This is a genomic window from Paenibacillus sp. ov031 (genome assembly GCF_900143165.1).
In the GTDB taxonomy this organism is placed as follows: Bacteria; Bacillota; Bacilli; order Paenibacillales; family Paenibacillaceae; genus Paenibacillus; species Paenibacillus marchantiae.
On record NZ_FRDO01000007.1, the window covers coordinates 344,224 to 357,615 of the forward strand.

Below are 13,392 nucleotides of genomic sequence, written 5' to 3' on the forward strand. Positions count from 1 at the left end.
TTTCTATTTCGTTTTGCTCAAGAGATACAGGAAGTACGGGGCACCAATGATGGCAACCAGAATACCTGCCGGAATCTCTGAAGGCTGCAAGATTACGCGTCCCAGCGTATCTGCAACAAGCACAAGCAATGATCCGACCAGTGCGGATGCAGGCAAAAGGAACTGATGTTTTGGTCCCACGAGACGACGTGCCAAATGTGGACCAATCAGACCCACAAAACCAATGCCGCCACTGACGGATACGCATGATCCGGCCAGTCCCACGGCTGCAGCCAGCAGGATCAGTCTTTCGCGTTCCACCGGAGCGCCGAGACCACTTGCTGTTTGGTCGCCAAGGTTCAGTACATTGAGCACACGGGCTTTATACAGAACAAGCGGCACAAGGACAATGAGGAACGGCAGCAACGCCGTTACGAATTTCCAGTTGGAACCCCAGATGCTACCTGCCATCCAGGTGGCCACAAATTGATACTTCTCCGGGCTAAGCCGAAGTGTTAGTACGATCATGGCTGAGCTGATTCCTGCCGCTACACCAATCCCTGTAAGCAACATGCGCGTAGGCATGAGACCTTCTCCCTTTTTGTAAGAGAGCACATAAATCAGAAATGCAGCAAAAGTTGCACCGATCAGGGCCAGGATTGGCAGCAAAAATACCGGAGCCGCCGTTGTTGTCGGGAAGAAGGAAACAAACAACATAACAACCAATCCGGCACCAGCGTTGATACCGAGAATCCCTGGATCAGCCAGAGGATTTCGGGATACCCCCTGCAGAATACAACCGGATAGCGCAAGTCCCGCACCGACCAGAACCGAAATGACGATACGCGGCAAACGGAATTCAAACAAGATCAGTTCCTGCTTAGCTGTCCCACCGCCAAACAGGGTCCGCATCACCTCAAGTGGAGAAAGCCGAGTGAACCCTGTATTCATACTGATAATAAAAGCTGTAATAATCAACGCACCAAGCACAATCATGACAATGGTGCTTTTTGTTCTCTTTTTGCGTTCTGCTCCAACCAAAGTTGAGGATTCCATCGTTACAGAGTCCTCCTTTCTTTACGCGCCAGATAGAGGAAGAAAGGTACCCCAATTAGGGCAACCAAGGCGCCAATTGGCGTCTCATATGGCGGGTTAATCATACGTGCAGCCAGATCCGCGAATACGAGCAGCAGACTGCCCATCACTGCGGAACATGGAATAATCCAGCGATAATCGACCCCAACTAATTTACGTGTGAGATGGGGAATTATTAGCCCTACAAAACCAACAGCACCCACCACGGATACGGCCGTACCTGCGAGGATTAGTACAACAATCAGACCAACCAGCTTGATCAGGCCAGTACGTTGACCCAACCCAACGGCGATATCTTCTCCCAAGCTAAGCAGCGTAATGGAACGGGAGATAATAATCCCTGCAATAAGCGCAGCTAAAACCCAAGGGAACATGACTTCCAACTGGGACCACTTCGTCCCGGCGACACCGCCAGCTGTCCAGAAAGCAAGGTCTTGTCCAATTTTGAAATACAGTGCAATCCCTTCACTGAGTGCTGAAAGCATCGCTGACACTGCCGCCCCCGCCAGAACCAGCCGGAGAGGTGTAAGTCCAGATTTGGACGCTGCACCGAAACCATAGACCAACAGAACCCCAAGTCCTGCACCAACGAAGGAGTACAGAATGATATACATATATGGCATGCCTGGGAAAAAGGCAAAGCAGACAGCGAGCGCAAATCCTGCGCCAGCATTCAATCCGAGCAAACCGGAATCTGCCAGCGGGTTACGGGTCATCCCCTGCATAATGGCACCGGCTACTGCGAAGCAGGCACCCACCATTGCTCCGCCAAGAATACGCGGTAACCGAATCTCCCATATAATCTGATGCGGAGTCAGTTCAGGATTAAAGTTAAAGATTGCCTCCCATACAACGCCCAGCTTGATATCTGCAGCCCCAAACGAAATGGACAGCGCCATACCCAGCGCGAGCAGCAGAATCCCCCCTGTCAGGATCAATGTGGCAGCCCAGGGACGAGTGTGTATTTTGGCTGTCGGTGATTCCGTAGGTTGACTTGCCGGTGAAACTTTCGAACTCATATGTCCCCACCCTTGTTATGAGTGGTGTAGACAGATCCTATGTACATAACATTCACCTCTCTATTAATACATAACTGATATTGATTCTCATTCCCATAGACCATTGTATGTCAACTAGCTGTCTCTGGCAATGGACAAATGGGACAAGTTTATTGCATAAATGAATTTTTGTACTAAAAAAAGCTGCATGGAGTATAAGAACTCCAATGCAGCACCTTGGTTTTACATATGATTTAACGACTATGCACAGCAGTCAATGCTGCCAGCACATCCGGCACATCTGTAATAAGTCCCTTCACACCCATATCGATCAATTCCTGCATTTCGGCAGGATCATTCACCGTGAACGGGTGTGTTGCAATTCCCTGAGCCAACGCAGCAGCAACTTCTTCTCGTGTTACAGCAACCTTGTAGGGATGCAGAGCAGAAGCTTCCAGTTTGGCAGCATAATCATATGGGCGGTACAGCTTTTCCATATATAAAATTGCTGTGCGAATTTCCGGGGCAAGACGTTTGCACCTCACTAACGAGGCATGATTGAAGCTGGATAGAATGACCTGTTGTTCCATGCCCCAATTCCGAATCGCTTGTATCAACTTTTCTTCCATTCCCTTATAACTAATAACACCATTTTTCAATTCCAGGTTAAGTAGAATGTCTTTCCCCCGAACCAAATCAAATAATTCATCCAAAGATGGAATACGTTCTCCAGCAAAATCGGCATGGAACCAAGCACCTGCGTCAAGAGTACGTAATTCTTCAACTGATTTATCCTTGACCCAGCCTTCTGCTCCGGCAGTACGACTTAACGTCTCATCATGTATCAATACCAGGCTACCATCACTGGAAAGCTGGACATCCGTTTCAATGCCTGTCGCTCCAAGCTGCAAGCTGCGTTCAAACGCCACCATCGTATTCTCGGGGCATACGGCAGATGCTCCCCTATGGGCGATATTTTCAATTCTTTTCATTCCAGCGCCTCCTGAGTTCAACATTAACTCTATGATTCTCACTATAAACGCAGTTTGTCATACCTGTATTAACAGAGCGTTTAATTGTATGCTCCGTCCGCGTATAGGGCAACATCTTGGAGGGCTGGGGATTCACTCATTTTGTGAACTCAATCTGTAAAGCAGACATAATATAGTATCAGTCATAGACAACTGCACTCCGCTGTAAGGAGGTCGCCCATTGAAACCCCTAACGAAGAACAGATCTGTATCTCCCAAATCTTCCTCCAAAAAAGCTCCCTTGCCCAGAATTTCTGCCAAAAGCAGATCCGGCAAACCCAGCAGTAAAACTAGAACGCCCCCCAGACCACGCCAATACATGAAAAAGGCATCCGTTCGAGGGCTGTCTGTTCCCGACAAAACAAGTAATCAATCATCCGTTCTGGATGAACAGAGTCAACTGGATAAGTTGGCTTTTATCGCTGCCATCCTTGCTCTTATTGCAGCCGCAATTGGACTATACATTGCATGGAGAACACTCAGTTTGCCGGGTGATACTGAGGTAACGGTCTAACTCCCCTTGCCCACTCTGTCTCTCTTTTCTATAGAGGCGGAGTTCTTTTTTTTGCAGACAGAAAAAAACCGTTCCCCTGAGACGCCGACCGTACCGGCGTCTCTTTGGAAAGGCCATTTCTTCATCGGGCGTTGCCCCGGCGATTATGTCACCGTCCCGGAATGGCTGCTCGAATTACAGAACGAATGTACGAGAGATGATAACGAGTAGGATGAACAACACCAGAATCGCGCCTGTTGATGTCCATGCTCCACCACCAAAGCCGCCGTATCCGTAACCGTATCCTGTGCCTTTGATTTCGCTCATGAGTGACACTCCCCTCTTTTAAGAAAGTACACTATAGACTATGTTTGGGGAGGGAACTTGCTTGGGCACATCGGAAAGTTTTCCGCTGGAGCGGGTAGTTATTTATCCTGAAGCTGTGACCACTTCTGGGTCAACTGTGCCGGAATATAGGATGACATCCGATTCAATAGTTCAGCCGGATCAGATTCCAGACTCCATAGACTGAGATGTGAGGTATTGGAAAATCCTTCATGCACGCTATGCTCAACCATTTTCATCAACGGCTCGTAATATCCGTTTACATTTAACAAACCAACGGGTTTACGATGAATGCCAATTTGTGCCCAGCAAAGAACCTCAAATAGTTCTTCAAATGTACCCATACCACCAGGAAGAGCCACAAATCCGTCGGACAGCTCGGCCATCGTTGCCTTGCGTTCATGCATCGTTCCCACTTCAATCAGCTGCGTAAGACCTCCATGTACGACCTCTCCCCGGAACAAGCCAGTCGGCATGACACCAATTACTTCTCCACCCTGCTCCAGAGCAGCATCCGCGACTGCACCCATTAATCCCATACATGACCCCCCATAGACGAGTGCGTACCCGCTATCGGCGATCTGTTTACCCAATTTAATAGCCTGCTGTGTGTAATCGGGGTGATTTCCCGGGTTGGAGCCTGCAAAAACACATATACGTTTCAATGGGTTTCACTCCTTCTCATGATCTATTTCATTAGTGTATAACATGAATGTAAATACTATGTTACATCACTCATCATACTCAAGTGAATAAAAAAACACCCGACCGTTTGCAGCCGGTCGGGCTCCCATAATTAGTACACATCATTTAGAAGGGGTTGTTAATGTTTACTATAAAGGCCAAACATTAAATCCATATGATCTTTGCATGAAATGAATATTAAATATCAACCGACTTATCGTATTCCACGCCGTGAGCGCACCACAAACATATGCTTGTCCTTACGAAGAATCCGGCCGTCTGCAAGCTCAACCTGATCATCATCATGCCGTATAATCGTTGTGGATAATGCTACAATTTTGGCCCGACGCCAAATCATAACCTGTGATTTGAAATAGATGGCATTTTCAAATTGTACGGCCTTTTTCATCACATATCCAACCTTATGCACCTCGGATCGCGCTTTTTTCAAGGGAAGGCTCTCTTCAGGCAGAGGCCGGATCATTGCGATATTGTCGAACGATACCTTGATCCGCTTGGGTCCGATTCGTACACAATCCGCTTCTTCATCCCACTCGACCAGTGTTCCTTTCAGTGGCTCTCGTATGCCGGTTGCACGATATACGGCTACTTTCCGTCCTACCCAATGTCGCAATGCCATCGCCCCCCGTTTGTCTAGTTTTCCGGTATCGTCCAATCAATCGGTTCAATACCTTTGGAGGTCAAAAATTCATTGGCTTTGGAAAAAGGACGACTGCCCATGAAGCCACGATGTGCTGCAAGCGGACTTGGATGCGTAGACTCCAACACCAGATGTTTATCCCGGTTAATGAATGCCCCTTTCTTCTGGGCATGACTGCCCCAAAGCATAAATACCATCGGTTCTGAACGTTCATTCAATGCCCGGATGACAGCGTCTGTAAACGTCTGCCATCCCAGTCCCTGATGGGAGTTCGGCTGCCCTTCCCGTACCGTCAGAACCGCATTAAGCAGCAGCACGCCCTGCTCTGCCCAATGAACCAGCGATCCGTGATTCGGAATCGGCAGACCCAGATCCGCGTGAAGCTCCTTATATATATTTTTCAAAGAAGGAGGAACGCGCACCCCCGGTCTGACCGAGAAACTTAATCCCTGAGCCTGACCCGCTCCGTGATAAGGGTCCTGACCGATAATAACGGCCTTGACCTTATGATACGGGGTCAGTTTAAGAGCCGAGAACAAATCTTCCTTGGGTGGAAAGATGGTCTGTGTTTTATACTCGGCGGCGAGTGCATAACGAATGTTGTTGAAATACTCGGCTTCAGTCTCTTCCTGAAGTACAGAGTCCCAATCATTTCCAAACATATGTAAAGGCTCCTTTCCCTGATGAATACATATCCGTGCAGTCCACATAACGAACTGCCACCTGCGTGAGCCGTATCCTACGACTCATAGACTATCCACCATTTTAACATAACCGGGGACAGCAGACCAGAAGTGTACATCAGGGGATAGGGTTGCCTCTATAACTAACGTTACTTCAGACCGAGCATGGAATATCTATCGTTGTAAATTGATGCGCTCTGAATCTGTACAACAGAGTTAAAGCAATCCAGTACCTTGTTTATAGATAACTTAATCAGACTTGAACGGGTACGCCCTCATCTTTATTGACCAATAGAGTGCTTATTCTTCTGAGTCCCTCTTCAAGAAACGAACGCGGACATGCCAAGTTTAGACGGATACACCCGCCTCCATTAGCTACAAACATATGTCCATCTTCAAGTAATACCCCCGCTTGTTCAGCGAAAAATAAAGGCAGGTTTACATTTGCGGGGACATATGCCGTAATATCAATCCATGCCAGATACGTAGCTTCCGGAATATGAAATACCGCCTGTGGCAGATAACGCTTCACATATTGATCCACAAAGGCAAAATTGTCATCAAGATACGTTTTCAACTGTTTCAGCCATTCGTCGCCATGTTCGTAAGCCGCTTGAGTCGCTGCAATGCTCAGCGGATTTTTGAACCCATAATGCCGTTTCTGCCAGATCGTTCGGAGTCCTTCATTTGCAATAATCACATTGGAGAACATTAGGCCCGCCATATTGAACGTTTTGCTTGGAGACATACAGGTAATGATTCGATCCGTATCCGGGAACAGCTTGGCAAGAGGCGTATGCTTCTTACCTGTACGCAGCAAGTCACAGTGAATTTCATCCGATATTACCCACACGTTATGGCTCAGACAGATCTCACCCACACGTTGTAACTCTTCTGTTGTCCATACGCGTCCAGACGGATTATGCGGATTGCAAAAAATACATAACGTAACTTGTTCATCACTGGCTTTGGCTTCAAAATCTGCAAAGTCTATTGAATAATGTCCCTGCTCGTTGATCAAATCTGAGCAAACTAGTTCAATATGATTATGCTCCGTAGCCGATTTAAAATAACCATAGGAGGGCGTCACAATCAGCACCTTCTCATTTGGCTTGCAAATATATTCAACTAATTCATATAGAGCAGGAATGATCCCATGTGATGTCTCCAGATGCTCCTTGGGAAAGGACCAGTCATAGTATCTGTTCATCCAGTTGGAGACAGCTTGGTAGTATGCCGGATCGAACACCTGGGAGTACCCCATAATTTTCCGGTCCAAACGCTCCTTAACTGCTTCCCGTATTTCGGGAGGTGTGGCAAACTCCATATCTGCAATCCACATGCGAATAAATTCTTCATCCTTAAAGGGAAATTTCATATCTTCTGTTGCATTAAAAATATATTGACGGAAACCATCCGTATTCATGGCATTGGTTCCTGTGCGATCAATAATCTCATCGAAATCATACTTCATAGCCTTCTGCGCCTCTTTCTCTCTGTTCTCCATCCTGGGATGAGGTTCTGTTAGACACATTATTTCATGGCTTAGAAGTTACATCAAACGCAATAGAATCTATTCAGAAGAAACAAATCCACTTTAATGTTTCGTCATAATAGGTATTTTCATGAAAAAAGTGTTATATTTTTCGTATAGATTGATTTTACCAAGGGGTTTCACCTTTTCTCATATTCTTAAGAAACTTAACAGAAGGAGATTCGATATGAACACCATCAACAAAGAAGTGGGCAAGAAAATCCGTAATTTTCGCAAATGGAAAGGGTTAACGGTCCAGCAGCTGGCGGATCAGATTCACAAAAGTAAAGCTACTCTGTCCAAATATGAGAGCGGTGATATTACACTTGATGTGGTTACGCTGCATCAAATTGCTGATTCATTGAACATTCAGGTGGAGCAGCTGCTGTATATTGAACCCAAGCAAGCCTCTCCTCTTATGAATACGGTACCGTCCAGCTTTTTCAAAAATTCCACGCGGTTTTATTCGTATTTTTATGACGGGCGCAATAACAGCCTCATTCGTTGTGTCATTGACATGATGGCACAGTCGGACGCGAATCGTTATCGAACCGTGATGTATATGAACGTCAAGAATTTTGAGAATTATCAGGAATGCGAAAATATGTATTGGGGCCACACTGAGCATTACGACACACTCACCACGCTGATTCTGAAAAATCAGGCTACACCGCTGGAGAATCTGTATATTAACATTCTGGCATCTTTTCAGGAATCCGAGAAAAAGTGGGGTTTGATGGCAGGTGTATCCTTCCGTCCCTTTATGCCCATCGCTTTAAAAATGCTATTCTCTCGAACGCCCTTGCCTGAGAATCAGGAGTTATATAACGAGCTAAAAATGTCTAAAGAAGATCTGCGTACGTTAAAGATCTATAATATGCTCGCCGTCACCTAAATTTTCAACAGAAGCTGATGGATCAGATTGATTGGGAAATAACCCCTATATAACAAGAAAAGGGCGGCAATTATAAGCTATTACAGCTCATAAAAGCGCCCTTTGGGATCAGATGTTTATTACTTCATACTTTGACTTAGATGCATCATTCAATTAATTCTTGATCAAATCAAGGGTTTCGTCAAATAATTGCTTCTGGTCCTCAATCTTGTTTTCATTACCGATAACACAGCGTTGCTGCTGTTCCAATATGGCGGATACCACTTCCGCAAAACCTACAATGTCATTTTCTGTTGTGCTTAGCACTTCATCCCGTTCTTTCTGAAGATCGGCTTCGGTGACATTAGACAGATAACATTCCAGAGAGAATGATCCTTCGCCATAAGGGGTCCTTGGTGTATCGAGGTCCTGGATGGCGCCAATGATATATCTTGTCATTTCCCGTTTATCTGCTTTGAAATCCTTCAGGTATTGCGGCATCTCTTCATAAACTTTGTATGTTTTTTCGAGATTCGGGTCGCGGTACGATGCTACATAGCTGTCTCCGTTACGTCTGAAACCTGACATGCAGCCGTATGCTCCGCCCTTGGCTCTGATATTATTCCACAAGTAATCCAGAGATAGAATCCCCTGCAAAACACGCAGCGAGCCGGTGTACGAATACCCTTTATCGATAAAATTACCTGTTTGAACGACATATTGGACTTCAGATGGAGATCTGAATCCTTCTTTATGATGTACAGGTGTAAATGCCTCTTTTTCTTTGGCAACATCTTGGGTGAACAGTTTCGCTTTCAAATCGGATACCTGGTTCTCCAAGCCCGCATATCCCTGATCATCCGCAGTGTAACTCACCAGCAAGTTTTCCGGTCTGAAAATAAAGCTAGTCAACGATTGAAGGCTGGTCGACAGTTCTTCTTTTCTAGCCTCAAAGTTCGCCTGAAGCTCCTCAAGCCACTGGTAAAAGGCGATGCCACTAACCGCTTCCCTGAAGTCTGCGACAGCCGAGTGTTTAGAGGTCGAACGGCCAATTCCCACTGAATGCCCTCCGCTGATCAGATTGCGCTGCAAGTTACCTTTCAACTGGGCAATAATTTCGTATAAACGCTTCGAATCATCAAATTTGGACGTAAACACAATTTCCTTGATCATGTCAAAAGCAAATCCAAGTTTGTCATAGAGTACTTTGGCGTTGAATTCATACGTAGCCTTGAAATCACGGTGCTCCTGCGCGTTCGCATACGTACCGATGCCACTATGAATGCCCCCGGAATGAATGTGAATCTCATTCGACAATTCATTAAATGAGAAATTCTGAGTGTCGACGTAACCGAGCACACTTTTCAGCAATCCAACATACGGCAGCAAACGCCGTGGGACTTCCTTAATATCGAACAACAGTCTCAGATAACCGATCCCATTCGTATAGATATTATGGTGCAGTACCGTTGTACCTTCGACCTGATTTACCGTCTGATACAGCGTCGATGCTTTCGGTTCAATATCCTCTATCGACAACGTCGGAATGACCTGCTGTTGTTCCTTGGTTGATGGTGCATTCTGGTACTCGGCGAGAGCCTCGGTTCTCTGAATGAGTTGCTGAATCTCTTCCTGACTCAGTCCAGCCTGAACTGATTTCAGATGTGCTTTCAGCGCCTCCTCTTTGCGTGCGTTCAATCCTTTATCCGGCGTGACAGCAACGAAAGAAGTATGTGTATTTTGCAGTAAATACGTCTCAATCAACTTCTCAAAGTAACCCTCGGTCATCTTCGTTCTGAGCTCGGCGAATACGTCATTCGCTTCCAAATGAGTAAATGGCGCTTCGACATCATACAGCCAGCTTTGCAATGAGGAGAAACCGTAGATTAATCCTTTGGGCATTCTTCCATAATCCGCTTCACGGTGGTTGAACTCATAGGAATTGATACCTGCGAGCAGCGCTTTTGGATCAAAACCTTCTTTCACAACACGCTCAAGCACCTCTTTTACCGTCCCCAGAAAATCTTCTTTGCTCGCCAGATTGCTCTTCTTCAATCCAACGGTGAACACGGGCTGATACAGGCTGTCATCATACGTACCATATACATCTTTCGCAATGCCCTTATCCAATAAAGCCTGCTTCAGAACCGCTCCTGGAGCGTTAAGCAATGCGTACAGCAAAATTTGAAACGAGATGTTTAATTCCTTGTCCAGACTTGTTCCAATGACCGCATTATAGGTCAAAAAGCTGTTATCCACTTCTGATTCGGTACTTCCGGCAGAATATGTCTTGACTGCGTCCACTCTTTCTCCGAATGCAGGTTGAAGCTGAATGGCAGAATCAATCTCAATTCGATCATATTCACTCAGATAGTTCTCATCTAACCACTGCAATTTCTCTTCCATATCCATATCCCCATACAAATAAATGAAGCTGTTGGACGGATGATAGTATCTGGAGTGGAAATCCAGCAAACCTTGATAAGTCAGATCGGGAATGGCATCGGGAAATCCGCCTGATTCACAGGAATATGTAGTATCCGGGAAAAGTGAATTCAGAACTTCCCTGCGTACAATCCGTTCCGGTGAAGAAAAAGCACCCTTCATCTCGTTATATACAACGCCGTTATAGGTTAACTCATCTTCAGCTGAGGTCAGGTTGTAATTCCAACCCTCCTGTAGAAATATTTTTTCATTATTATAAATATTTGTGTGGAGTACCGCATCCAGATAAATATCCATCAGGTTATGGAAGTCATGATCATTCCGACTTGCAATCGGATAGATCGTTTTATCTGGATATGTCATCGCATTCAGAAATGTATTAAGAGAACCCTTCAGCAACTCAACAAAGGAATCCTTGGCCGGAAATTTCTTGGAGCCACACAGTACGGAATGTTCCAGAATGTGAGCTACACCTGTATTGTCTTCCGGAGGAGTACGGAAACCGATACTGAACACTTTATTATCATCCTGATTAGATAAGAGTACAATTTTGGCTCCGGATTTCTGATGTTCCAGGAGATACGCATCTGACTTCAACTCTTCGATTCTGCGTTCCTGCAGCACCTTATAGGGCTTAAGCTGTTTCAACATGGGTCGAGTCCTCCGTCCATAAAATTGTTTAGTTTGATATGCAACCTTGAGTTCTTCAAGTTCAAAGTTAAAGGTAATTTATGCCTACGGATAGTATACACTATCGTTGCATGTCTTCCTAACGGGCAGCACCACAGATGTCATCTGATATGTATTATCGTTTTTTAATGTTTATGAACTGAATGGTACAGCAGAAAATCATAAAAATTAAAATTTCCAAACAAAAAAAAGATCGCATGAACAACTTGTTTAACAAGTGTCATGCGATCTTTTCTTAAGATGCCGAGGACCGGGATCGAACCGGTACGGTAGTCACCTACCGCAGGATTTTAAGTCCTGTGCGTCTGCCAATTCCGCCACCCCGGCATGGGTATGTATTTCTTGGCGACAAGAAATATCTTACCATGAAATTTATAGCTTTGCAATACCTTAATATAAAATTATCCAAAAAAAATGAAACAGGCACTGCCAGCGTTAGCGAGCAGTGCCTAGAAAGATCGAGTTGCGGTCCCGAACTTTCTTTAAACCATCTATATTAAGGGAGGTGTGAAATAAGAATACCTCCCCAACATTAAAGAAACCTAAAATCAGGCTTAAATTAAACTAAAAAAGAAGAATAGGTTCAATTCGGGCTGCCTCTTCCTCGCTGCACTCCACAACCACCAGGATATGCCCCTGCACCAGCCAATCTTCATAGTAATTAGCATCTTCTTCAGAGACCCCTGCTTCTGTTAAGGTAAGCACCAGATCATCCGTCTCATTTCCAATCTCGTTGCCTGCAAGTTTGCGTACCGCTTTTCCGATGGATATCGTCTGATCCATCCGCTTGCCCAGACCAGCAAGCACCCCTTTAAGCACGCCTAGTGCACCGTCTGATCCTGCGCCCTTCAGAGGCATAGGCAAACCAGTCTTCTCGCTTACCACTTCGAGATTAACCTGTTCTTTGGCTACCGCACCCAAATATTTATCTGCTATACCTTCCTCTTTCAATTTATTTAACATGATAATGGCTTCATTCTCCGTGCGTACGAGTCCGATCAGCAATTGTGTCATTATACATCCCCCTCCTTTTACCCTTATATAACCCTGGTTGCTTCTTCAAAAACGCAGAGCACATAATAAGTCCTTTCACCTATGTAAAATTTAATTTCTGATCTGGAAATCTATACCTAGTTCTGATAGACTAGATAAAGAAGACAAATTAACCATTGAAATTATTGACATATCGAATTACTATTCCATAACCAGGAGCAATGACATATGAAAAAAGAGGTAGAAATTGCCATTCGACGCAAACAACAAATCATCGTTCGTAATACAAGTGGACAAACGGTAACTGGATTTCCGGAACGTACAGCCGATGCTTCCATTCTCTCCTTACGGACAGTCCACGGAAGCCTGTGGATTCCATTCGACGAAGTGGAACAAGTCACACGTCTGTTAAGCATTCGCTCTCACCATTTAAGTGGAATGCAGTTGTGTACGGCTGATCTGTAAACAGGGAACAAGTACTTCATGTATTTATACGTGAACTAGACGTGTTTATTTCGCCCTTCATAAAATAAAACCAGACGTATCGTGAAGTGACCCCTTAAAGTTAGACAAATATTTTTATGCAACCTGTATGGCATGAATTCGGTATTGTACCGGGCTCATGCCTTTTAATTTTGACTTAATGCGTTTGTGATTGTAGTAATCGATGTATTGTGCTAGTTCTTGCTTGAAGTCATCTAGACTTTCAAACTCATTAAGATAGAGAAATTCTGACTTCATAATGCCAAAGAAGTTCTCCATTACTGCGTTATCGTAACAATTTCCTTTGCGTGACATGCTCTGGATAATCGCCCGTTCCTTCAAAGCATGTTGATACTGCTTCATCTGGTAGTGCCAGCCTTGATCCGAATGCAGGAGGAGCTCAT

General features: G+C 45.1%; 14 protein-coding genes and 1 tRNA gene. 3 read left to right on the top strand and 12 right to left on the bottom strand.

Features of this window, described 5'->3' with window-relative positions:
• Positions 1–3 precede the first annotated feature (3 nt).
• From BUA17_RS25375 to BUA17_RS25385, 3 genes are all read right to left on the bottom strand, one after another.
• Positions 4–1,035, bottom strand: a complete 1,032-nt coding sequence (locus tag BUA17_RS25375) for a FecCD family ABC transporter permease (RefSeq protein WP_024631187.1) — start codon at positions 1,033–1,035, stop codon at positions 4–6.
• Positions 1,036–1,037: 2 nt separating this feature from the next.
• Positions 1,038–2,093, bottom strand: coding sequence for a FecCD family ABC transporter permease (locus tag BUA17_RS25380; RefSeq protein WP_063565538.1), 1,056 nt, complete (start codon positions 2,091–2,093; stop codon positions 1,038–1,040).
• Between the two features lie 233 nt (positions 2,094–2,326).
• Positions 2,327–3,064: a glycerophosphodiester phosphodiesterase gene (locus BUA17_RS25385; RefSeq protein ID WP_063565537.1), complete on the bottom strand. Its 738-nt coding sequence runs from the start codon at positions 3,062–3,064 to the stop codon at positions 2,327–2,329.
• Positions 3,065–3,284: 220 nt separating this feature from the next.
• Here BUA17_RS25385 and BUA17_RS31485 point away from each other — a divergent pair, with 220 nt between their 5' ends.
• Positions 3,285–3,617, top strand: coding sequence for a hypothetical protein (locus BUA17_RS31485; protein WP_063565536.1), 333 nt, complete (start codon positions 3,285–3,287; stop codon positions 3,615–3,617).
• A gap of 174 nt (positions 3,618–3,791) precedes the next feature.
• Here BUA17_RS31485 and BUA17_RS31490 read toward each other — a convergent pair whose 3' ends face one another.
• The 5 genes from BUA17_RS31490 to BUA17_RS25415 all read right to left on the bottom strand — a co-directional run bounded on the left by BUA17_RS31490 (position 3,792) and on the right by BUA17_RS25415 (position 7,443).
• Complete coding sequence (locus BUA17_RS31490; protein WP_211754062.1) at positions 3,792–3,923, bottom strand: YjcZ family sporulation protein; 132 nt, start codon at positions 3,921–3,923, stop codon at positions 3,792–3,794.
• 98 nt (positions 3,924–4,021) lie between these two features.
• Positions 4,022–4,606 carry an LOG family protein gene (locus BUA17_RS25400; RefSeq protein WP_072735382.1) on the bottom strand — a complete coding sequence of 195 codons (585 nt, stop codon included), beginning with the start codon at positions 4,604–4,606 and terminating at the stop codon, positions 4,022–4,024.
• 233 nt (positions 4,607–4,839) lie between these two features.
• Positions 4,840–5,265 carry a hypothetical protein gene (locus BUA17_RS25405; protein ID WP_125477324.1) on the bottom strand — a complete coding sequence of 142 codons (426 nt, stop codon included), beginning with the start codon at positions 5,263–5,265 and terminating at the stop codon, positions 4,840–4,842.
• A gap of 14 nt (positions 5,266–5,279) precedes the next feature.
• Positions 5,280–5,948, bottom strand: coding sequence for a uracil-DNA glycosylase (gene ung / locus BUA17_RS25410; RefSeq protein ID WP_072735402.1), 669 nt, complete (start codon positions 5,946–5,948; stop codon positions 5,280–5,282).
• 274 nt (positions 5,949–6,222) lie between these two features.
• Entirely contained in the window at positions 6,223–7,443 is a 1,221-nt protein-coding gene (locus BUA17_RS25415) for a MalY/PatB family protein (RefSeq protein ID WP_072735383.1), read from the bottom strand.
• Between the two features lie 247 nt (positions 7,444–7,690).
• Here BUA17_RS25415 and BUA17_RS25420 point away from each other — a divergent pair, with 247 nt between their 5' ends.
• Positions 7,691–8,398, top strand: coding sequence for a helix-turn-helix domain-containing protein (locus BUA17_RS25420; protein WP_072735384.1), 708 nt, complete (start codon positions 7,691–7,693; stop codon positions 8,396–8,398).
• Between the two features lie 153 nt (positions 8,399–8,551).
• Here BUA17_RS25420 and BUA17_RS25425 read toward each other — a convergent pair whose 3' ends face one another.
• The 3 genes from BUA17_RS25425 to BUA17_RS25435 form a co-directional block, all read right to left on the bottom strand.
• Positions 8,552–11,473: an insulinase family protein gene (locus BUA17_RS25425; RefSeq protein WP_072735385.1), complete on the bottom strand. Its 2,922-nt coding sequence runs from the start codon at positions 11,471–11,473 to the stop codon at positions 8,552–8,554.
• A gap of 280 nt (positions 11,474–11,753) precedes the next feature.
• Positions 11,754–11,839 (bottom strand) — tRNA-Leu (locus BUA17_RS25430).
• Positions 11,840–12,076: 237 nt separating this feature from the next.
• Entirely contained in the window at positions 12,077–12,526 is a 450-nt protein-coding gene (locus BUA17_RS25435; protein ID WP_072735386.1) for a general stress protein, read from the bottom strand.
• Between the two features lie 207 nt (positions 12,527–12,733).
• On the opposite strand from BUA17_RS25435, the gene BUA17_RS25440 reads away from it, so the two are divergent.
• Positions 12,734–12,970 (top strand): hypothetical protein, encoded by a 237-nt coding sequence (locus tag BUA17_RS25440; protein WP_053784208.1) that lies wholly within the window; start codon positions 12,734–12,736, stop codon positions 12,968–12,970.
• Between the two features lie 114 nt (positions 12,971–13,084).
• On the opposite strand, the gene BUA17_RS25445 is transcribed toward BUA17_RS25440, so the two are convergent.
• Positions 13,085–13,392 (bottom strand): IS3 family transposase (locus BUA17_RS25445; RefSeq protein WP_139295733.1); only part of this gene is annotated, 308 nt, incomplete at its 5' end.

Excerpts from the sequence above, each read along its gene's own strand:
- BUA17_RS25375 (WP_024631187.1), bottom strand. The coding sequence starts at position 1,035 with ATGGAATCCTCAACTTTGGTTGGAGCAGAACGCAAAAAGAGAACAAAA.
- BUA17_RS25380 (WP_063565538.1), bottom strand. The coding sequence starts at position 2,093 with ATGAGTTCGAAAGTTTCACCGGCAAGTCAACCTACGGAATCACCGACA.
- BUA17_RS25385 (WP_063565537.1), bottom strand. The coding sequence starts at position 3,064 with ATGAAAAGAATTGAAAATATCGCCCATAGGGGAGCATCTGCCGTATGC.
- BUA17_RS31490 (WP_211754062.1), bottom strand. The coding sequence starts at position 3,923 with ATGAGCGAAATCAAAGGCACAGGATACGGTTACGGATACGGCGGCTTT.
- BUA17_RS25405 (WP_125477324.1), bottom strand. The coding sequence starts at position 5,265 with ATGGCATTGCGACATTGGGTAGGACGGAAAGTAGCCGTATATCGTGCA.
- ung (WP_072735402.1), bottom strand. The coding sequence starts at position 5,948 with ATGTTTGGAAATGATTGGGACTCTGTACTTCAGGAAGAGACTGAAGCC.
- BUA17_RS25415 (WP_072735383.1), bottom strand. The coding sequence starts at position 7,443 with ATGAAGTATGATTTCGATGAGATTATTGATCGCACAGGAACCAATGCC.
- BUA17_RS25420 (WP_072735384.1), top strand. The coding sequence starts at position 7,691 with ATGAACACCATCAACAAAGAAGTGGGCAAGAAAATCCGTAATTTTCGC.
- BUA17_RS25425 (WP_072735385.1), bottom strand. The coding sequence starts at position 11,473 with ATGTTGAAACAGCTTAAGCCCTATAAGGTGCTGCAGGAACGCAGAATC.
- BUA17_RS25435 (WP_072735386.1), bottom strand. The coding sequence starts at position 12,526 with ATGACACAATTGCTGATCGGACTCGTACGCACGGAGAATGAAGCCATT.
- BUA17_RS25440 (WP_053784208.1), top strand. The coding sequence starts at position 12,734 with ATGAAAAAAGAGGTAGAAATTGCCATTCGACGCAAACAACAAATCATC.